Source organism: Streptomyces sp. NPDC058534 (assembly GCF_042717365.1).
Classification (GTDB): Bacteria; Actinomycetota; Actinomycetes; order Streptomycetales; family Streptomycetaceae; genus Streptomyces.
In genome coordinates this window covers 1-19,759 of record NZ_JBHXNW010000035.1, presented here as the reverse complement: position 1 = coordinate 19,759, position 19,759 = coordinate 1, and the positions used below count along the sequence as shown (strand labels likewise).

At 71.8% G+C, this 19,759-nt stretch carries 16 protein-coding genes; 4 read left to right on the top strand and 12 right to left on the bottom strand.

What is annotated here, in order from left to right; all coding sequences use genetic code 11:
* Window positions 1-96: 96 nt before the first annotated feature.
* The 6 genes from ACFWR9_RS21910 to ACFWR9_RS21885 all read right to left on the bottom strand — a co-directional run bounded on the left by ACFWR9_RS21910 (window position 97) and on the right by ACFWR9_RS21885 (window position 9,081).
* Window positions 97-954 (bottom strand): S1 family peptidase, encoded by an 858-nt coding sequence (locus ACFWR9_RS21910; RefSeq protein WP_383844779.1) that lies wholly within the window; start codon window positions 952-954, stop codon window positions 97-99.
* Between the two features lie 133 nt (window positions 955-1,087).
* Window positions 1,088-2,626, bottom strand: coding sequence for an RNA polymerase sigma factor (locus ACFWR9_RS21905; protein WP_383844776.1), 1,539 nt, complete (start codon window positions 2,624-2,626; stop codon window positions 1,088-1,090).
* Window positions 2,627-3,055: 429 nt separating this feature from the next.
* Entirely contained in the window at window positions 3,056-3,943 is an 888-nt protein-coding gene (gene whiH / locus ACFWR9_RS21900) for a sporulation transcriptional regulator WhiH (protein WP_383844773.1), read from the bottom strand.
* A gap of 161 nt (window positions 3,944-4,104) precedes the next feature.
* On the bottom strand, window positions 4,105-6,540 hold the full coding sequence (locus tag ACFWR9_RS21895; RefSeq protein WP_383844770.1) for an ATP-binding cassette domain-containing protein: 2,436 nt from the start codon (window positions 6,538-6,540) through the stop codon (window positions 4,105-4,107).
* A gap of 69 nt (window positions 6,541-6,609) precedes the next feature.
* Window positions 6,610-7,368: an NUDIX domain-containing protein gene (locus tag ACFWR9_RS21890; protein ID WP_383844767.1), complete on the bottom strand. Its 759-nt coding sequence runs from the start codon at window positions 7,366-7,368 to the stop codon at window positions 6,610-6,612.
* Window positions 7,369-7,530: 162 nt separating this feature from the next.
* Window positions 7,531-9,081: a DUF4192 domain-containing protein gene (locus ACFWR9_RS21885; RefSeq protein ID WP_383844764.1), complete on the bottom strand. Its 1,551-nt coding sequence runs from the start codon at window positions 9,079-9,081 to the stop codon at window positions 7,531-7,533.
* A gap of 154 nt (window positions 9,082-9,235) precedes the next feature.
* On the opposite strand from ACFWR9_RS21885, the gene ACFWR9_RS21880 reads away from it, so the two are divergent.
* A complete protein-coding gene (locus ACFWR9_RS21880; RefSeq protein WP_383844761.1) occupies window positions 9,236-11,401 on the top strand; it encodes a RecQ family ATP-dependent DNA helicase in 2,166 nt (721 codons plus the stop codon).
* 315 nt (window positions 11,402-11,716) lie between these two features.
* Window positions 11,717-12,331 (top strand): hypothetical protein, encoded by a 615-nt coding sequence (locus tag ACFWR9_RS21875; RefSeq protein ID WP_383844758.1) that lies wholly within the window; start codon window positions 11,717-11,719, stop codon window positions 12,329-12,331.
* 199 nt (window positions 12,332-12,530) lie between these two features.
* Here ACFWR9_RS21875 and ACFWR9_RS21870 read toward each other — a convergent pair whose 3' ends face one another.
* The 3 genes from ACFWR9_RS21870 to ACFWR9_RS21860 all read right to left on the bottom strand — a co-directional run bounded on the left by ACFWR9_RS21870 (window position 12,531) and on the right by ACFWR9_RS21860 (window position 14,692).
* A complete protein-coding gene (locus ACFWR9_RS21870) occupies window positions 12,531-13,220 on the bottom strand; it encodes a hypothetical protein (protein WP_383844755.1) in 690 nt (229 codons plus the stop codon).
* A gap of 68 nt (window positions 13,221-13,288) precedes the next feature.
* Window positions 13,289-13,990 carry a ribonuclease HII gene (locus tag ACFWR9_RS21865; protein WP_383844752.1) on the bottom strand — a complete coding sequence of 234 codons (702 nt, stop codon included), beginning with the start codon at window positions 13,988-13,990 and terminating at the stop codon, window positions 13,289-13,291.
* Window positions 13,991-14,071: 81 nt separating this feature from the next.
* The gene (locus ACFWR9_RS21860; protein WP_383844749.1) at window positions 14,072-14,692 is read right to left on the bottom strand and encodes a TetR/AcrR family transcriptional regulator; all 621 of its coding nucleotides are present in this window, start codon (window positions 14,690-14,692) and stop codon (window positions 14,072-14,074) included.
* Window positions 14,693-14,879: 187 nt separating this feature from the next.
* On the opposite strand from ACFWR9_RS21860, the gene ACFWR9_RS21855 reads away from it, so the two are divergent.
* Window positions 14,880-16,427 (top strand): MFS transporter, encoded by a 1,548-nt coding sequence (locus tag ACFWR9_RS21855; RefSeq protein ID WP_383844746.1) that lies wholly within the window; start codon window positions 14,880-14,882, stop codon window positions 16,425-16,427.
* A 210-nt stretch (window positions 16,428-16,637) separates the two neighbouring features.
* Here the strand turns inward: ACFWR9_RS21855 and ACFWR9_RS21850 are convergent, their stop codons facing one another.
* The 3 genes from ACFWR9_RS21850 to ACFWR9_RS21840 form a co-directional block, all read right to left on the bottom strand.
* Window positions 16,638-17,543 (bottom strand): ADP-ribosylglycohydrolase family protein, encoded by a 906-nt coding sequence (locus tag ACFWR9_RS21850; protein WP_383844743.1) that lies wholly within the window; start codon window positions 17,541-17,543, stop codon window positions 16,638-16,640.
* A gap of 12 nt (window positions 17,544-17,555) precedes the next feature.
* Complete coding sequence (locus ACFWR9_RS21845; protein ID WP_383844741.1) at window positions 17,556-18,215, bottom strand: histidine phosphatase family protein; 660 nt, start codon at window positions 18,213-18,215, stop codon at window positions 17,556-17,558.
* A gap of 107 nt (window positions 18,216-18,322) precedes the next feature.
* Window positions 18,323-18,928 (bottom strand): YdbC family protein, encoded by a 606-nt coding sequence (locus ACFWR9_RS21840; protein ID WP_383844738.1) that lies wholly within the window; start codon window positions 18,926-18,928, stop codon window positions 18,323-18,325.
* A gap of 157 nt (window positions 18,929-19,085) precedes the next feature.
* On the opposite strand from ACFWR9_RS21840, the gene ACFWR9_RS21835 reads away from it, so the two are divergent.
* Window positions 19,086-19,619 carry a TerD family protein gene (locus ACFWR9_RS21835; RefSeq protein ID WP_383844736.1) on the top strand — a complete coding sequence of 178 codons (534 nt, stop codon included), beginning with the start codon at window positions 19,086-19,088 and terminating at the stop codon, window positions 19,617-19,619.
* Window positions 19,620-19,759 lie beyond the last annotated feature (140 nt).

Sequence of the window (19,759 nt, the reverse complement as noted above, 5' to 3'; positions counted from 1 at the left end):
GCCCCGCGTCGGCCTCCGGGGTGGGCCGGGGGGGCCGCCCGGCCCCCGGGGGGCGCCCCGCCCGTGCTCGTGCCCGAAAGGGCCCCTCAGCGGCCGTCAGGCTCCCTCGCGCTGTACCGCGGCGGCGGTGTCCCAGCCCAGTGTCCGCAGCATCGAGGAGACGCGCGTGTACACCCCGGGACTGCCCGGGCGCCCGCAGCCGCTCCCCCAGGACACCAGGCCGATGAGCCTGCCCTGGCCGACCAGCGGCCCCCCGCTGTCCCCCTGGCAGGCGTCGCGCCCCCCGGCGTCCTCGCCCGCGCAGAGCATGCTGCCGGCGAGGTAGCGCCCGTCGTCACTCCCCGGGTACGCCCGCCGGCAGCGCGCGTCGGGGAGTACACGCACGCGTGCCGCCCGCAGGCCGTTCGCGTAGTCCCCGGCCCCCGAGGCGTCCCCCCAGCCGTACACGAGTGCTCCCGTGTCCGGTGCGTAGGCCGGGTCGCCCTCGGCCGCCATCCCTATGACCGAGCCGGCGGGAAGGGCTTCGGAGAGGGTGAGTACCGCGAAGTCGCCGGCGTTGCTGGCGTCGTCGTGACCCGGGTTGACCCAGACGGCGCGGACGCGGATCTCCTGGCCCTGATCCGACAGCAGGTCCGTCCGGCCGGCGATGACCAACAGGTCGTCCACCTGCTCCGGCGGCGACCCGAGCACCTCCTCCCCCAGGCAGTGGGCCGCCGTGAGTACGGTGGTCCGGCCGACGGCCACTCCCCCGCAGAACTGTCCCGCCCGCGCACCTCCGAACCGGTCACGGCTGGACAGGGCGACAGTCCAGGGGCTGTCGGAGACTTCGACCGGGAAGCCCCCGACGACGATGCTGTCGGCGGACGCGGGGGCGGCGGATCCCAGCGGTATCGCGGTCGCCGCGGCCGCCAGGACCAGCGGCCGGGCCAGTGCCCGGGCAAAGAGGCGACGCATGCAGACTCCTCACTCCTAGGTGGTCGTGGGACACCCAGAGTGATCCAGTGCGCCGTGACACGCACCCGCTGATCAACGCGAAGGCCCGGTTCCGCTGTGCCGGAACCGGGCCTTGTCGCTCGTACGACGAGTCCTAGTCGAGGTAGTCGCGCAGCACCTGGGAGCGCGACGGGTGACGCAGCTTCGACATGGTCTTGGACTCGATCTGGCGGATGCGCTCGCGCGTGACGCCGTACACCTTGCCGATCTCGTCGAGGGTCTTCGGCTGACCGTCGGTGAGACCGAAGCGCATGGAGACGACGCCTGCCTCGCGCTCGGACAGGGTGTCGAGAACGGAGTGCAGCTGCTCCTGCAGGAGGGTGAAGCTGACCGCGTCGGCCGGGACGACCGCCTCGGAGTCCTCGATGAGGTCACCGAACTCGCTGTCGCCGTCCTCGCCCAGTGGGGTGTGCAGCGAGATGGGCTCGCGACCGTACTTCTGGACCTCGATGACCTTCTCCGGGGTCATGTCGAGTTCCTTGGCCAGCTCCTCCGGAGTGGGCTCGCGGCCCAGGTCCTGGAGCATCTGGCGCTGCACACGGGCCAGCTTGTTGATGACCTCGACCATGTGCACCGGGATACGGATGGTGCGGGCCTGGTCGGCCATCGCGCGGGTGATCGCCTGACGGATCCACCAGGTGGCGTACGTGGAGAACTTGTAGCCCTTGGTGTAGTCGAACTTCTCCACCGCGCGGATCAGACCGAGGTTGCCCTCCTGGATGAGGTCCAGGAACAGCATGCCACGGCCGGTGTAGCGCTTGGCCAGGGAGACCACCAGACGGAGGTTGGCCTCCAGGAGGTGGTTCTTGGCGCGGCGACCGTCCTCGGCGATGATCTCCAGCTCACGCTTGAGCTTGGGCGCGAGCTTGTCGGAGTTCGCCAGCTTGTCCTCGGCGAACAGACCGGCCTCGATGCGCTTGGCGAGCTCGACCTCCTGCTCGGCGTTGAGCAGGGGGACCTTGCCGATCTGCTTCAGGTAGTCCTTGACCGGGTCGGCGGTGGCACCGGCGGCGGCGACCTGCTGGGCCGGAGCGTCGTCCTCGTCGTCGTCGGACAGCACGAAGCCCGCGTTCTCGGTGCCTTCGGGCTCCTCCGTCGCGGCCTTCGGCTCCTCGATCGCCTCGTCCTCGGGAAGCTCGCCGTCTTCCTTCTTGGCGGTGGTCTTCTTGGCCGCCGTCTTCTTGGCGGTGGTCTTCTTGGCCGCCGTCTTCTTGGCGGTCGTCTTCTTGGCCGCCGCCTTCTTGGCGGACGCCTCCACCTCTTCCTCGACGGCGGGCTCGGGGGCGGGCGCCGTCGGGGTGGCGGGAGCGGCGGCCTTCCTGCCGGGCACCGCCTTCGCCGCGACCGCCTTCGTGGCGGTGCGCTTGGCGGGGCTCTTCGCTGCGACGCTCTTTCGGGTGCGCTTGGGCTCTGCGGCACTGACCATCAGCGTCACACCCTCTTCCTCGAGGATCTGGTTGAGGCTGCGCAGTACGTTCTTCCACTGAGTGGCCGGAATCTGGTCAGCTTCGAAGGCCCGACGCACGTCGTCGCCGGCGATCTGCCCCTCAGCCTTTCCCCGCTCAATGAGCGCCATGACAGAGACGGACTCGGCGATCTCCGGCGGGAGCGTACGGGATGTGCTGGCCGACACGAACAACCTCTCGGAACGTTGGAAAACGGCTTCCGGCCCCGTCCACGGCGGACTGGAGCCGACCACCGGCTTGGGGATGGGCCGACGGTACGGGCGGCGCCGGGGGAGATGCACAGCGCCCTGAACGGCGCCCGTATTCCCTCCGCGGCTGTCACCTCTTAGGTCATCGTGTTGTTCCCGGGAGCGTTACGCCCAATCCGCGTGGCCCGAGTCACACCCCGTAAGCAATCAAAATCGGTCAGACACGCATAAACAAGGTCATCAACTCACACGACCCGATCGAGCGGGGAGGCTCAGCCTCTCATCACACGGTCGGACCCCGTGGCGTCACGGAGGACTCCACGGGGTCCGACGGTGGCGGCGTTCGTCCGGTCACTGCCACAGGAGGGGTTTGGCGTGTCCGGACCGCGCCATTCCGGCGGGACGCGGTCAGTGCTCGCGCGGGGCGGGCACCACGCGTTCCACCTCGGGGTGGACGGTCAGAAGCTGACGCATGGCCGCCTCGGCCGCCGCGCCGTCGCCCGCGGCGAGGGCGTCGACGATCCTGCCGTGCTGGGCCAGCGACGCGTCGTTCGGCCGGTCACAGCCCGTGACCGGGCCGCCGGAGACATGGAGGGCGGCGGAGACGATGCCTGAGAGGTGGTCCAGCATGCGGTTCCCGGCGACCTGGATGAGCAGTGTGTGGAACTCGGCGTCGGCACGCGAGAAGGTGAGCGCGTCACCCTGCGCCATGGCGTGGCCCATGATCCCGACCATGTCCGACAGGCGCTGCTGGACGTCCTCGCGCCCGTGCCCGGCGGCCAAGCGCGCGGCGAGCGGCTCGATCGTCCAGCGCAGCTCGCTCAGCTCGCGGCGCTGGTCGTCGCGCTGCGGCCCGAAGGCACGCCATTCGATGATGTCGGGGTCGAGGAGGTTCCAGTCGCTCACGGGGCGCACGCGCGTGCCCACGTTCGGGCGCGCACTGACCAGGCCCTTGGCCTCCAGCACCCGGAGGGACTCTCGGACCACGGTGCGGGACACCTCGAAACGCTGGCCGATCTCCTCGGGCACCAGCGGGCGGTCGGCACCGAGGTCACCCGAAACGATCATCTGGCCAAGCTGCTGGACGAGTTGCCCGTGCAGTCCGCGGCCACGGTTGCCCGCGGTGCGCCGGCCCACGCGCCCCAGCTCGGGTTCCACCCCTTCCCAGGAAGGCGTCCCGACGCGGTCGACGGCGGGCGTCTCGGCGTAGGGGTAGCGGTCGAGTTCGCCCGGGTTCGCGAGGCCGGAGTCGGCGGAGCGGGCGGCGGTCATCATGGTGTGCGCAAGGGTACTCACGCATCCTTTGTCGGCGCCGTTCCCAACTCCCTTGAGGTCTTTGGTGAAAAGCACACGAAAGGGTGATCGCTCACCCCGTCGCAATTGACGCCTTATCGGAAAGAAATGGGCTTTCCTCGGGGAGTTGCGCGCAGGGTCGGACCGGAAGAGCGAGACGACCGTCACCGGACCCTGCTGCGCAGGGTCGTGAGCAGGAAGGCGCAGAGCAGAGCCGTAAGCGACAACGTCATTGCGCCGCCCACCGGTTGGACGACGACGCGCAGAACCTCTGCCACATAGCGCTCGCCCCCGAACGGCCACTGCGTCAGGAGGACCTCGCGCACCCGCAATGGAAGGCCGGCCGCGGTCCGTACGTCCGGACCCTCCCAGACCTTCTGTACGAGGGGCACGACGAGGACCGGAACGGCGACCACCGCGGCGAGTCCGGCCGTCGTGGAACGGAAGAGGCCCGCGGCGAGCACACCGGACCAGGCGCACCCGACGACGAGCCCGGCCCAACCGGCGCCCAGCGCGGACCAGTCGGCTGGAATTCGCGCGAGCTCTCGTCCGTAGAACAGATGGAGCACTTCGGCGTTGCAGCCGGCCGTCAGGGCGGCCAGCACGAGTGCGACGGCGGCCGACACGAGCAGTTTCGCGGTCAGCAGCCCCAGTCTGCGCGGCACGGTGCCGCGGTCCGCCGCCAGGGCGGGGTGACGGAACTCGTCGCCGAAGGCGAGCGCGCCGAGCAGTCCCGCGCCGAGCGCCGCGGGCGGCAAGGGCACACCCCGCGGCCACGCGGCCAGGAGCCGCGCCTGCGGGGTGTGGCCGACCCGCGCGAGGACCACGGCCATGACGGCGGACACGACGAGCACGACGGCGCCGATGACGAACCCGGTGCTGATGCCGACCGCACGGCGGATCTCGTAACGGAGTGGACGGAGTGGGCTGGGGGCGGAGCGCACGGAGATGGGCGGCGGAAGCGTGGACGCCGCCTCCCGGACCGCCGCCGTGCCGGGGGTGAGGGCGGCGTCCGCGCGCTGGGTGGGCCGGGGGCGGCCGGTGGGGTCGGGAGGCGCAGGAGCCGCGGGAGCTTCGACGGCGGTGGGCTCGGCGGCTTCGAGGCGCCGGTCTCCGGCCGCGGACGCCTGGTCGTCGCGGGTGGAGGATGCCTGGTCGCCGCTGGTGACGGTGCGATAGTCGCCCGGGGGCGGCTGTGGGGCGTCGGCGCGGGAGGGGTCGGAGGCGGGCGACGTGGGGGCGTGCGCCTGTGGGCCGTGGTTGCCGGGGGGCCAGAGGTGAGCGGACGTCGAGGGATCGGGCGACGAGGGATCGGGCGCCGGTGGATCCGTCGCCGGCATCGTGGTCGCCGGTGGATCCGTCGCCGGCATCGTGGTCGCTGGTAGTTCGACCGCCGGTGGCTCGGGTGCTGGTGGGTCGGTCGCCGCAGGATCGGTCCCCGGTAGTTCGACCGCTGAGGGTCCGGTCGCATCAGGATCGATCGCAGCAGAATCGACCGCCGATGGATCGGTCGTCGGCGGGTCGGTGGCGGTCGGGCGCGGTGGGCCCGTGGGTGAGGGCCGGGTGACGGTCGGCCTGCGGGGGGCCGGTGCCCGCTCGCCGTCCGCCGCCCAGTGCCGAGCCGGGGGAACGACCGCGCCGGCCTCGGCATCGGCACAGGCACCGCCACTGGCACCGGCCCCTGCACCGGCACCGGCACCGGCACCGGCACCGGCACCGGCGCCAGGGCCCATGTCGCCGATCTCGTCCGCCAGTTGGTGTACGAGGATCCCGTGCCGGAAGGCGGTCTCGCCGATGTCCGCGCACGTGCTGCCGTACACCGCGAGCCGGTTGCCGCCCTCGCGTACGACCTCGACGGAGCGGCGTGCCGAGCGGGCCTCTTGGGCCAGCAGGGCGCCGAGGCGCGCGGCGTGGGGGCTGCGGACGGCGACGCGTGGGCGCAGCCGGGTGCGGGAGAAGTCCGCCGCCTCCTGGTCGGCTACGACCCTGCCCTGTTCCAACGTCACGACGTGGTCGGCGGCACGCGCGGCCTCCTTGGGGTCCGCGGTGCTGAACAGGACGGTGCCGCCCTGGACGGCGTGCGCGCGCAGGGCACCGAGCAGCCAGCGGGCCTCGCGCACGGAGAGTGCGCCCACGGGGTCGTCGAACACCAGGGTGTGCGGGTCGGGGACCAGCGCGCAGGCCAGTCCGAGGCGGCGGTCCATACCCCGGGAGAGGGTACCGAGGCGTTCGTCGCGCAGGCTCACGAGTCCGACCGACTCCATGACTTCGTCCGCCCGCTGGACCGGGACACCCGCCGCCGCGCACAGCATGCGGAGGTGGCCGCGCACGGTGCGGGCCGGATGTCCGGGAACGTCTCCGAGCAGTACGCCGACCTCGCGCGAGGGGTGGGCGATGCGGTGCAGGGGGCGGCCTCTGAAGTAGGTGAGACCACGACCGTGTTGCAGTTCGAGCATCAGTCTGAGCGCTGTCGTCTTGCCGGCGCCCGACGCTCCGAGCAGTGCGGTGACGCGGCCCGCGCGCACTTCGAAGGAGACGTCGTCGACGGCGGGCGGAAGCTCCGTGCGGGGGTCACTGGTCAGTCCGAAGGCCTGGATCACCCGCAGCAAGATAGCGTGCCATATCCGGTTTTTCGGGCACCGCAGGGCCTATCGAGGGCGAGGAAACCCTCACACCTCGGGACGCAGCATCGGGGGGTTGAGGAGCGTCGCGCCGCCCGCCCGGAAGAGTTGGGCGGGACGGCCGCCCTGGCGGGTGGTCGTGCCCCCGGTGGGGACGAGGAATCCGGGCGTGCCCGTCACTTTGCGGTGGAAGTTCCGCGGGTCGAGGGCCACGCTCCACACCGCCTCGTAGACGCGGCGCAGCTCGCCGACGGTGAACTCGGGCGGGCAGAACGCGGTCGCCAGCGAGGAGTACTCGATCTTGGAGCGGGCCCGCTCCACCCCGTCCGCCAGGATCTGGGCGTGGTCGAAGGCGAGCGGTGCCAACGGCTCGCCGACACGGCCGTAGCCGCTCTGTTCCAGCATTTCCTCGACCGGCGCCCAGCGCGCGTTGCTGGCGTCGCCGCCCGCGCGCGGTGCGGGCAGGTCGGGGGCGAGCGCGAGGTGGGCGACACTGACCACGCGCATCCGGGGGTCACGCTCGGGGTCGCCGTAGGTGGCGAGCTGCTCCAGGTGGGCACCGTTGTCCTGGGTGGGCGCGGCCGGGTCATGGACGCGCAGCCCCGTCTCCTCGGCGAGCTCGCGCGCCGCCGCCTGCGCCAGATCCTCGTCCGCCCGTACGAAGCCTCCGGGAAGGGCCCAGCGGCCCTGGAACGGCGGCTCCCCCCTGCGCACCGCCAACGCGCACAGGGAGTGGCGTCGCACGGTCAGCACGACCAGGTCCACAGTGACGGCGAAGGGCGGAAAGGCTGACGGGTCGTAGGGCATGCGGCGATCATAGTCGTCTGCCTGACGATAAACACTCCCTTCACCAACCGCTTCGCACGCTGATCCACATCAGTCCGTCACGTACCTCACCGCCGCCTCCCGATCGTTGGGCGGTGCCATGTCATGCCAGGTCAGGCTCCCCTTGCGACCTCCGCTTCACCATCATTCGCCGCCTCCTTCGCGTCCGTGCTCCCTGGCGCTTGCCCCGTCGGCGAGGCGGCCGTTTCGACCCGTGCCCGGGGTCCCCGGGGTACGCGAACGCGTCCGGCCCGTCCGCCCGGCTCCAGGGCGTTCAGCCCTCGCCGAGGTGCGGGGGCGCGCGATGTCCGGCCTCGGCTCCCGGTTCTGCGCCTTCGCACGGCGCCGGGTGCCGTCCGCCGAGGTGAGGGACCGCGTGCGACGCCGACGGCCGGAGGGTGGCTGCGCAGCGGGTGACGGCTCGCCCGGCCCTCGGGGACCGGTCGCGCCGTTCCGCTCGCCGTCGTCGGAGCTGCTGACTTCCGTGCCGTCACGGTCCTCGCGCTCCGCGCGCAGGCAGCGGCGGATCGACTCGGGATCCAAGCCCTCGTTGCACGCCTGGTGCAGGAGCCGGGCGAAGAGGTAGTCGGAATCCGCGCCGAGTGCCATGGCCAGGGCCTCGCGTGCCTCCAGTTCGTCACCGATGGACCAGGCGACCCAGCCCGCGAGGGTGAGCGGCGCGGCCGCGTGTTCGCCGTACGGTCCGACGCAGCGACGGGCGAGGGCCCGCCAGAGGCGCAGTGCGGGTGCCGCCTCGTCGCCCTCCATCCACCCGGCCGCGCGGTCGCGGGTCGTGCGGTCCTGGAGGCCGAGGATCAAGGCCGCCGCCTCGTCGTGCCCGAGCAGGTGGTCGTCGCGCAGATCCTCGGCCGGCATGCCGGACACCGGCGGGGCGGCGGCGAGCCGGCGCATGACCCGCTCCGCCGTCTCCAGCGTCTCCCGGGCCACCTCTGAGCGGCCGTCGGTGTCGAGGATCCGGGCGACCAGAGTCGTGGCGGCGGCATCCAGGGCGGCGGTCTGTTCGTCCGCCGCCGCGTTCTCCCCGGGCAGCAGCCTGGCCCGCAGGTCGCTCAGCGAGCCGCGCACCTGGATACCGGCGTAGGTGGCCGCCGCGGCCAGCACCGAGGTCCCCGGCAGCCCCATGGGCAGGCCCTCGGCCGGGCAGCACGCCTCGTCGTCGCAGCAGTACGACCAGAAGCGTCCGGCCGAGATGCACAGCGCCTCGACCACGGGTACGTCGAGCGTGCCGCACTCGACGCGCAAGTGCTGGGCGAGTGGTCGCAGTCGCTCCATCACGTCTCGACCGGTCTCGCCCCGCGCCGGCTCCTGACAGAGGTAGGCGACCATCTGCTCGGGACGGACGCCTCGGCGCTCGCTGCCGGTGACCAGGCCGTGGACCAACTGTCCGGCCGCGCACGCCCAGTCGTCCGGGCTCGCGGGGATGCCGAGCCGCGCCCGGCCGCCGAAACGGCCGCGCCCCTCCCTGTCCCGCAGGGCGGCCAGGACGATGCTGTCCTCCGGGCGGTAGCCGAGGAGATAGGGCAGAGCGTCGGCCAGTTCGGCGGGGGTGCGCAGAGTGACCTGGTGCTCCTCACCGGGGCCCTCAAACGAGGTCCGGGCCTTGTGGCTCGGCTGCTCGGGGCGCGGGATGTCACCGTCCTCGGAGGGTCCGGTCGTTTCGCTGTGGTTCGTCATGGCCCGACGATCTCGCGGATCGGCAAGTTCCGCTTTGCCCTGTGGATAACTCCGATCAGGGACACGTCACCTTCGGGATGCCGAGGCGCCCCCTCCGCCTCGCTCTCGTCCACAGCCCGCCCGCTTGTCAGTCCCGTCCTGTTGTATGGAACGCATGGAGCACACGAGCAACGCGGATCTGCGGACAGCGGCCGACACGGTCCTCGCCCGTCTCGTCGGGGACGCCTCAGGCGGCGCCCGGCTGCGGGAGGACCAGTGGCGGGCGATCGAGGCGCTGGTCGCCGACCGGCGCCGGGCCCTGGTCGTCCAGCGCACGGGCTGGGGCAAGTCCGCGGTGTACTTCGTGGCGACCGCTCTGCTGCGTGACCGGGGCGCCGGGCCCACGGTGATCGTCTCCCCGCTGCTCGCGCTGATGCGCAACCAGGTCGAGGCCGCGGCCCGGGCCGGCATCCGCGCCCGGACCATCAACTCCTCCAACACCGAGGAGTGGGACACGGTCCAGGACGAGATCGCGGCGGGCGAGGTCGACGTACTCCTCGTGAGCCCCGAGCGGCTCAACAACCCGGACTTCCGCGACCAGGTACTGCCCAAGCTCTCCGCCGCGACCGGACTGCTCGTGGTGGACGAGGCCCACTGCATCTCCGACTGGGGCCACGACTTCCGCCCCGACTACCGGCGGCTGCGCACCATGCTCACCGACCTCCCGCCGGGCGTCCCCGTCCTGGCGACCACGGCCACGGCCAACGCGCGCGTGACCGCCGACGTGGCGGAGCAGCTCGGCACGGGTGGCACGTCCGACGCCCTGGTGCTGCGCGGTTCGCTGGACCGGGAGAGCCTCAGTCTGGGTGTGCTGCGGCTGGCCGACGCCGCGCACCGGATGGCCTGGCTCGCCGACCACCTCGACCGGCTCCCGGGTTCCGGGATCATCTACACGCTCACCGTGGCAGCCGCCGAGGAGGTCACCGCCTTCCTGCGGCAGCGCGGCCACACCGTCGCCTCCTACACCGGCAAGACGGAGAACGCGGACCGGCAGCAGGCCGAGGACGACCTGCTCGCCAACCGGGTCAAGGCGCTGGTGGCCACCTCGGCGCTCGGCATGGGCTTCGACAAGCCCGACCTGGGTTTCGTGGTGCACCTGGGCTCGCCGTCCTCCCCCATCGCGTACTACCAGCAGGTCGGCCGCGCGGGGCGCGGTGTCGAGCACGCCGAGGTGCTCCTGCTGCCCGGGAGGGAGGACGAGGCGATCTGGCAGTACTTCGCCTCACTGGCCTTCCCGTCGGAGGACCTGGTGCGCCGCACGCTCGACATCCTCGCGGGCGCGGAGCGTCCGCTGTCGCTGCCCGCGCTGGAGCCGTTGGTGGAGCTGCGCCGGTCCCGCCTGGAGACCATGCTGAAGGTCCTCGACGTGGACGGGGCGGTCAAGCGGGTCAAGGGGGGCTGGATCGCGACCGGGCAACCCTGGACGTACGACGCGGAGCGCTACGACTGGGTCGCACGCCAGCGGAAGGCCGAGCAGCAGTCGATGCGCGACTACGCCGCGACGGCCGAGTGCCGGATGGAGTTCCTGCAACGGCAGTTGGACGACGAGGGCGCGAAGCCCTGCGGCCAGTGCGACAACTGCGCGGGCCCGCGTTTCACCGTCGACACCTCCACCGACTCCCTCGACGCCGCGCGGGTCGACCTGGTGCGGGCCGGCGTCGAGGTGGAGCCGCGCCGCATGTGGCCGACCGGGCTTCCAGCGATCGGCGTCGACCTGAAGGGCCGGATTCCGGCGGCGGAACAGGCGGCGCCGGGCAGAGCGCTGGGCCGCCTGTCCGACATCGGCTGGGGCAACCGGCTGCGGCCGATGCTCGCGGCCCAGGCGCCGGACGGTCCGGTGCCGGACGATGTCGCCCAGGCCGTCGTGACGGTACTGGCCGACTGGGCGAAGGGGCCCGGTGGCTGGGCCCCGGGCGCGGCCGACGCCCAGCCACGGCCCGTCGGCGTGGTGACCGTCGCCTCACGCGGGCGGCCTAAGCTGATCCACTCCCTCGGTACCCGCATCGCCGAGATCGGCAGGCTGCCGCTGCTCGGTTCGGTCGAGTACGCGGGTGAGGCGCGCGGCGGCTCCCGCAGCAACAGCGCGCAGCGGCTCAAGGCGCTGGACGGTGCGCTGACGGTGCCGCCGGCCCTCGGCGCGACCCTCAGCGGGCTGGACGGCCCGGTTCTCCTCGTGGACGACTGCACCGAGACCGGTTGGACCCTCGCGGTGGCCGCCCGGCTGCTCCGCCGCGCCGGCGCCAAGGGGGTGCTGCCGCTCGTCCTGGCGGTGCAGGGGTGATCACCCCGCGTGGCACGGTTCCCGACGGGAGCGCCTGGGCACCCTTCCCGGGGAGTGCCCGGGTGATCGCGCGCGCCGCGCGCCTGCCGCGTCCCAGGCGTCACCCGGCGGCACTCCGGGTAGGGATATAGGACGCGCAACAGCCGATAACGGTCGTCGGTCCCAATTGCTCGTTGCCGCATCCCAGTTCGACAGGAAGAATTGAAGTCCGCTCCCCGCACGGCCCAGCCGTGATCCGGCAGGGCTTCACTGCGGTGCGCGCTCCCCGAATCCGACCCCTGCCCGCAGTGTGGGCGCGTAGCCGAAGGGAGGAACGTGACCTTCGGATTCGCTCCGTCCTCGGCCGCCTCGTTTTCCTCGCCCGCCGCCTCCGCCACTCGCCTGCTCGAACCGGCGGAGTGGGCCGCCGCCGGAATCCCGCTGCTGCGCAATCCGCGGGAGGTCGTCAGCGGCCTCCACTCCCGGCACCGCCCCAGGCCGGCGACCGCGATCGTGGCCGTACTCGATCCGGACGAACGGCTGCGCGCCAGCGCCTCGTTCACCAGCCGCCGGTCGCCGGCGGACGGCTGGATGTTCCGCAACGCGCTGCTCTCGCAGTTGCGCCGGGTCATCCCGCACGATCTGCGCCGCCGCACGCCGGTGCGCACCGCCGTGCTGCTCTACTGCCGTGACGGCGACGCGCGTTGGACGGAGGAGGACGGCGCGTGGATGTGGGGGTTGCGGGACGCCTGCACACTGCACGGGCTGCGCTGCGGCGCGTACATCACGCTGACCCGGGACGGCTGGCAGGTCCTCGGCGAGGGCCGCGGCGGGCGCCGGCCCAACGCGGCGTCGGCGCCGGAGCCCTTCGCCACGTCGGAGACGCCGCCCCCGCCACCCCGCACCGGCGGTGTCGCCTCGGAGGTACTGCGCCGCGCGGCGGCTCGCTGAGCGCCACGGACACACCACGGTGAACCGCGGTGTTACCGCCGCGGTGCGCGGCACCTGCACCGAGTAGGTACGACCACGGCGGTCCGCACCGGCACAACCCCGGTCAGCCCAAGGACGGAAGCACGGCGCACGGCGCACGCCGAAGCGACCGCCGTGCCAGTACCCCTGAACGACGTCCGCCGCACGCGACGGAAGCGGCTCAGACGCCCGCGCCCAGCACCGAGTTGATCCGCTGCGGGTCCCCGCAGACGATCAGCAGGGCGCCGGCCCGGGTGTGGGCCACGCCAAGGGCGCCGACGGCAGCCGCTTCGGGGCCGCCGTTGACCGCGACCACGACCACGGCCCGCGACGCCGCACGGTCCGCGACGGCGGCGTCCGCGTAGAAGACGTCGTCACCCGCGTCGTGCTGCGCCCAGTAGGAAGCATCGCCGAAGGACAGTTCGTGGGCGGCCCACGGATGCGGTTCGCCGGTGGTGATCACCAGCACGTCACCGGGGGTCCGACCGGAGTCCAGCAGCAGGTCCACGGCCTCTTCGGCGGCGTCGAGCGCGCCGTCGGGGGTGGCTGGGAGCAGCTGGAGCTGCGGAGCCGCGACGGTGGCCGCGTCCGCCACCGGAGCGGCTTGGGCGGACGGAGCGGCTTGGGCGGACGCCGGAGCGGCCGGGGCTGCCGGACCCGGGGGTCCGGGCTTGGTGGTGGTCGTGTCGCGTGGCGCGCGTTGCGCCGGCGCGGTCGGTCGCACCGGGCCGGGACGGCCGGGGCGCGGCGGAGCCGCGGGACGGGGGCCGGGTACGGGGCGAGGGGTCGGCGCGGTGCGGCCGCTGGCCGGAGTGGCGCGGGGACCCTGGGCCTTCTCGTGAATCTGAGGCTCCTCGGGAATGAGAGGCATGAGCTGATATTTATCAAACGTTGGTGCGGCTCGCGTCGGCGGGTGGCACATGCCTGCGAGCGGAACCGTCAGAAATCGAATCCGAGCTGACCCTCGATTTCCGGAACGCTTCCCTCCACCCACCTGCGGACCTTCTTGAGGTGCCGCCACTGGGGCAGCGCATCAAGATACGCCCACGACAACCGGTGGTACGGGGTGGGCCCCCGCTCCTCCAGTGCGGCCCGGTGTACGGGTGACGGATACCCGGCGTTGTCCGCGAAGGCGAAGTCTGCATGGTCGATGCCCAGTTCGGCCATCATTTTGTCGCGCTGGACCTTGGCCAGGACCGAAGCCGCCGCGACGGCCACGCAGGACTGGTCACCTTTGATCACCGTACGGACCCGCCAAGGCGCCCCGAGATAGTCATGCTTGCCGTCGAGGATGACGGCGTCGGGGCGGACCGGCAGGGTCTCCAGGGCACGAACCGCCGCCAGTCGCAGCGCGGCGGTCATCCCCATGGCGTCGATCTCCTCGGGAGAGGCGTGACCCAGGGCGTAGGACGTCACCCAGGTCCGCAACTCGACGGCGAGTTCGGTGCGTCGCTTGATGGTGAGCAGCTTGGAGTCGGTGAGGCCGACCGGGGGCCGGCGCAGTCCGGTGATCGCGGCGCAGACGGTCACGGGACCGGCCCACGCACCGCGCCCCACCTCGTCGACACCGGCAATGATCTTCGCTCCGGTCGTGGCGCGAAGGGAGCGCTCGACGGTGTGAGTGGGTGGTTCGTACGGCATGGCGCACCTAGCGTACGCCGCTGGGAACCCCCGGCGACACCCCGGTTCCCCGAATGCGCCCGGAGCCCTCGAAGGCGAGGATCAGGCGCCGTCGGGCCGCAGCAGCGGGACCATCAACTGGTCGATCATTTCCTCGAGCTCCAGGTCCGGCCATTCACTTGCACAAATCTTGGAGCGGTACATCATCATCGCCGGGATGGCGTCGAAGACGTATCCGTTGGCCGCGTCGCGCCTGACCTCTCCCCGCTCTATTCCGCGGTTGATGACCTCGCGGAGCATCTCGAGGGTCGGCTCGACCACACCCTTGAGGATCACCGTGTGGAAGCGCTCGGCCTGCACGCTGTCGCATTCGTGAATGACCGAGCGAAGGGCGAACCCCGGCCGGGAGTACATCGCGTCGCGCGCTCTGCGGCACAGCGCCAGGAGGTCCTCGCGCACGCTCCCGAGGTCGGGCACCGTGTCGAAGCGCGGCAGCCCGGAGCGCAGCGCGTCGGCGACCAGGTCCTCCTTGGACGCCCAGCGCCGGTAGACCGCCGCCTTGCCGGTCTGGGCGCCCGCGGCGACGCCCTCCATCGTGAGGCCGTTCCAGCCGACGGTGCCGAGTTGCTCCAGCGCGGCGTCGAGGATCGCGCGTTCGAGGACGGCACCGCGCCGCCGCGAGGACGTCTGGGCGGAGGCGGCCGCCCAGTTCGAAGCAACCATGTCGCGGGTCTCCAGTAAGCGGGTACAGCGGGTTTTCGGGGGCGGGGGAAGCGCCGCGCGGCCACAAGGGGGGACGGGACACACGACGACGCCACAAGTGAACGGTTGCGTTCACTGTCGGGGAGTCACTAACGTTGGCGCAACAGTGAACGCGGGCGTTCACTAAGTGATTCGTGGGGGACACACAGTGACAACCTCTTCTCTGATCCGAGACCAGAAGCCGGGAGCGGCCCGCCGGGAGGGGCATCCCGGCATCGCGCTCACCGTCATCGCGGCCTGCCAGCTCATGGTGGTACTCGACGCGACGATTGTGAACATCGCACTCCCGCACATTCAAGACGCGCTCAAGTTCAGCACCACCGACCTCACCTGGGTCGTCAGCGCCTACACGCTCACCTTCGGCGGCCTGCTCCTGCTCGGTGGCCGAGCCGGTGACATCCTCGGCAGGCGCCGGGTCTTCATGACCGGCATCCTGCTGTTCACCTTCGCCTCGCTGCTCGGCGGCTTCGCCCAGGAACCCTGGCAGCTGCTGGCGGCGCGCGTCCTGCAAGGTGTGGGAGGCGCGATCGCCTCGCCCACGTCGCTCGCCCTCATAACCACCACCTTCCCCGAGGGCCCGGAACGCAACCGGGCCTTCGGCGTCTTCGCGGCCGTGTCCGCGGGTGGTGGCGCCATCGGTCTGCTGGCCGGCGGCATGCTCACCGAATGGCTGGACTGGCGCTGGGTGCTCTTCGTCAACGTGCCGATCGGCGTGCTGATCGCGGTGCTCACCCCGATGTACATCAGTGAGTCCGAGCGGCACTCCGGCCGCTTCGACATCGCCGGGGCGGTGACCTCGACCGCGGGCATGGCGTCCCTCGTCTACGGCTTCATCCGCGCCGCGGACGAAGGCTGGCGGGACAGCCTGACCATCGGTTCCTTCGTGGCGGCCGTGGTACTGCTGCTGTCCTTCGCGTTCATCGAATCGCGCGCCAAGGAGCCGATCACCCCGCTGCGGATGTTCGCCGACCGCAACCGCTCGGGCACGTACGTGATCATGCTCAGCCTGGCCGCGGCGATGTTCGGCATGTTCTTCTACATCGTGCTGTTCGTCCAGAACGTGCTGGGCTACACCCCCATCGAGGCGGGTCTGGCCTTCCTGCCGGTCACGGTGGTGATCGCGCTCGGCGCGGGGATCTCGCAGCGGTTCCTGCCGGTCTTCGGACCGAAGCCGTTCATGGTCGTGGGCTCGGCGCTCGCCGCGGTCGGACTCGGCTGGCAGGCCCTCATCAGCTCCGACAGCTCCTATGCCGGCGGCGTGCTGGGGCCGATGCTGATCTTCGGCTTCGGCATGGGGCTGAACTTCGTGACGCTGACGCTGACCGCGGTCTCCGGGGTCGCCCAGCACGAGGCAGGCGCGGCGTCCGGCCTGCTCAACGCCATGCAGCAGGTGGGCGGATCGATCGGCCTGGCCATCCTGACCACGGTCTTCGGCACGGCCGGCCGGGACGAGGCGGAGAAGCAGGTGCCGGACTTCCTCACCAACGGCTCGCCGGAGCAGAAGGCCGAGTTCGCCCAGACGCAGCAGTTGCCGGCGCCGTGGGGGCACGACGTCTTGGCGCAGGGCATCTCGGCGGCCTTCATCCCGGCCGCGGCGATGGCCGTACTCGCCCTGGCCACGGCGTGGCTGGTGATCCGGGTCCGCAAGAGCGACTTGGAGGCCCTGTCCGGCTCCGCCGGTCCGGGAGTCGGCTGAGCATGCGGCCCGGCGGGGGCGGGTACTGGGAGGCGTCGGAGCCGGCTCCCGGTACCCGCCCCGTCGGCGTCCGGTCGGCAGCGCGAGCGCGCCCATGTCCCACCCCCTCGTGACTTTCCCGGCCCCGTGCGGAGCCGGCACCGCGCACAGCGGATGTCTCGACAACGCACGGACCGTCACGGAGAGTTCCCGCCGTGTACGGAGAGTCGACTAGGGGCGCGCGGCCATCCACTCGGGCAGTTCCTCGACCCGTCCCGCCCACTCGGCCGGGGGCGCGCCCGCCTCGCCGGCCGCGATCACTCCGCCCACGATCGCGCAGGTCGTGTCCACGTCCCCGCCGACCTGGGCGGTCGTCCAGAAGGCCGTCTCGTAGTCCCCGAGGGCTCGGGCGGCGGACCAGAGGGCGAAGGGCACCGTGTCGTGCGCGGTCGTACGCCTGCCGCAGCCGAGGACCGCCGCGACCGTGGCCGCGTCGCCGTAGTCCAGCATGTCCCGGGCCCGCCGGAGTCCGGCGCCCACCGCGCTCTTGGGCACCAGGGCGATCACCCCGTCGAGGAGCACGTGCGCCTTGGGCGGTCCGGCCGGGTCCGCGGCCAGTGCGGCGGCCGCGGCGACCGCCATGGCGCCGACCACCGCCTCGCGGTGCTGATGCGTGGGGTAGGCGGAGATCTCGGCCTGGTGGGTCGCCTGTTCCGGGTCGTCCGCGTACCAGGCGCCCAGCGGGGCGATGCGCATCGCGGCCCCGTTGCCCCAGGAGCCCTGGCCGTTGAACAGGGCGGCGGCCAGCTCGCGCCAGTCGCCGCCCTCGCGGACCAGCCGCAGCAGCCGGTTGACCGCGGGGCCGTAGCCGCGGTCGAAGTCGTGGTGGTGGGCGAAGGAGAGTGCCAGTACGTCCTGGTCGACGCGCTGGTGGGTGGCCAGGACGGAGACCACGGAGCAGGCCATCTCCGTGTCGTCCGTCCACTGCCAGATGCCGGGCGGCAGCTCGCGGCGCTTCAGCAGCGGATAGTTCGCGGGCACGAAGAACTGGGAGCCCAGCGCGTCGCCCACGGACAGTCCGCGCAGGCTGGACAGGGCCCGGTCCAGGCGCCCGTCAGGAGATGAATGAGCGGTCATCGCCCTGCCACTCTATCCGGTGATCCCGTACGGTTCCGGATCTCGCCAGCGTTCGAAGGGCCGGTCAAGGGTGTACTTGCCGCCCTCCCCGAGAACGAGCATCCGCATCTCGGCGTTCCCGGGGTTCGACAGGGACTCGAACTCCGCGACCGTCCAGTGGAACCACCGCATGCAGAACAGCCGCATGGCCAGTCCATGGGTCACCAGCAGCACGTTCGGCGGATGGTCGGGGTCCTCGAAGCTGCGGAAGAGGCTCTCCAGGAAGCCGCCGACCCGGTCGTACACGTCGGCGCCGGACTCACCCTGGGCGAAGCGGTAGAAGAAGTGGCCATAGGCGTCGCGATAGGCCTTCTGCAGGCGTACGTCGTCGCGGTCCTGCCAGTTGCCCCAGTCCTGCTCGCGCAGCCGGGGCTCCTCCCGTATCCGTATCAGTCCGGGGTCCAGGTGGAAGGCGCGGAGCGTCTCGTGCGTCCGGCGGTACGGGGAGACGTACACGCTGACCCGCTCGCGGCCGAAGACGTCGCGCAGCTCCTTGCCGGTCTCCTCCGCCTGCACCCGGCCCCGGTCGGTGAGGGCCAGCGCGTGGTCGGGCTCGCGCTCGTACACGGTGTCATCGACGTTTCCGGTCGATTCGCCGTGCCGGACAAGAACGATGCGCCGTGGTCGTGCCATGCCAGCACCCTAGATCGAGTCGGGCGGAACCAAGCACTCGTACGGGCGCCGTACGGCGTACGTCACACAGTTTCCACACCCCGGCGGCGGGACGGCGGGTTCGGATCTCAGATCGTCCAGGTGGGTTCCATCTGCACGATGGCCCCGGTCAGCGCCGCGATGTCGGCCTCCGTCCGGGCGCGCAGGGCGAGCCGTTCGACGCGCTCGGTGCGGTACTTGCCGTGCTCGGCCGCCGACCGCCACATGGACAGTACGAGGTACTCGTGCCCCGGAGCCTCGCCGAACAGGCCGCGGACCATGCCGGGCGAGCCGGCCATCGCGGGGTTCCAGACCTTCTCCTGCATGAGGACGTAGTGCTCGGCCCGCTCCTCGTGGACCCGGCAGAGCGCCACCCGCAGCAGGTCGGCGTCGGTGAAGCGCGGTTCGAAGCCCGTCTTCACGTCGAAGCGGTAGTCGAAGAGCCTGACCCGGGCGTCCTTGAAGGTACCCACCTGGGCGGAGGCCAGCCGGTCGTGGGAACGGGCCATGAAGGAGTCGTAGAAGGCACGGCTCTCCCAGAACGCGAAGACGTGTGCCACGTCCGGACGCCGCCGGCTCCAGCCGCCCCCTTGTCCCCGAAATCCCGGCTCCCCCGGAAGCCCCGCCCACTTCCGCTGCCCCCGCTCGAAACCGCGGCGGTCCACCACGGTGCAGCGAATCCACTTGACCAGCACCGCGCCATGGTAAGGCCAGAGAACGTGGCACCGGTCACGCTCCGGCGGACCGCTCGCCCCACTTGCGTCGCTGTGCGTGGCAGGATGGACAACCGGCCGTCACCGCTCGGCAGTTCAGGTCGCCGGGCAGGGCGGGGGACCTGGGAAGGGGAAGTCTGTGAACGGCCTCAGCAAGGGGACGGGCAAGGTCGAGATCGCGCTGCGGTGGGACCCGAGTCCGGCGGGACAGCCACCCGCCGACCTGGACCTCGTCGCCGGGACGTATCCGGCGGAGGATCCGTACGGCGATCCCTCCTACGTCGTGCACTTCGACAGCCGCTCCCCCGACGGCACCATCTATCTCAACCGGGACAGCAAGGACGGCAAGGGCTTCGGCTTCGACGAGGTCATGACGCTCGAACTGGAGCGGCTCGACGCCCGGTACGCACGCGTAGTGGTGGGCGTCGCCATACAGCAGCGTGCCGAGGACCGGACCTTCGCCGACGTGACCAACCCGGGACTGCGCATCCGGGAGGGTTACACGGACCTGGCCGCGGACGACTTCACCGGTGTCCTCGGCGCCACCGCGGCGACGGTCGCGGAGTTCGTCCGGGACGAGACCGGGGCGTGGGAGTTCCGGGCCGGGGTGCACGGCTTCGAGGAGGATCCGGCGACGTTCACCCGCGCCATGGGTGCGGCGCGCCGTTCCTGACGCCACAGGCACGAGTAAGGGGCGTCCGCCACGGCGGACGCCCCTTACGACCCGGGGCGCCAAATGGCTCGCCCACCCCGGGGCCCCGGGGGACCTCGGGTCTTCTCCCGCTCCCGAAATCATCCCCGGGCGCGCGTTGC

Excerpts from the sequence above, each read along its gene's own strand:
- ACFWR9_RS21910 (WP_383844779.1), bottom strand. The coding sequence starts at position 954 with ATGCGTCGCCTCTTTGCCCGGGCACTGGCCCGGCCGCTGGTCCTGGCG.
- ACFWR9_RS21890 (WP_383844767.1), bottom strand. The coding sequence starts at position 7,368 with ATGCCCTACGACCCGTCAGCCTTTCCGCCCTTCGCCGTCACTGTGGAC.
- ACFWR9_RS21885 (WP_383844764.1), bottom strand. The coding sequence starts at position 9,081 with ATGACGAACCACAGCGAAACGACCGGACCCTCCGAGGACGGTGACATC.
- ACFWR9_RS21880 (WP_383844761.1), top strand. The coding sequence starts at position 9,236 with ATGGAGCACACGAGCAACGCGGATCTGCGGACAGCGGCCGACACGGTC.
- ACFWR9_RS21870 (WP_383844755.1), bottom strand. The coding sequence starts at position 13,220 with ATGCCTCTCATTCCCGAGGAGCCTCAGATTCACGAGAAGGCCCAGGGT.
- ACFWR9_RS21865 (WP_383844752.1), bottom strand. The coding sequence starts at position 13,990 with ATGCCGTACGAACCACCCACTCACACCGTCGAGCGCTCCCTTCGCGCC.
- ACFWR9_RS21860 (WP_383844749.1), bottom strand. The coding sequence starts at position 14,692 with ATGGTTGCTTCGAACTGGGCGGCCGCCTCCGCCCAGACGTCCTCGCGG.
- ACFWR9_RS21850 (WP_383844743.1), bottom strand. The coding sequence starts at position 17,543 with ATGACCGCTCATTCATCTCCTGACGGGCGCCTGGACCGGGCCCTGTCC.
- ACFWR9_RS21845 (WP_383844741.1), bottom strand. The coding sequence starts at position 18,215 with ATGGCACGACCACGGCGCATCGTTCTTGTCCGGCACGGCGAATCGACC.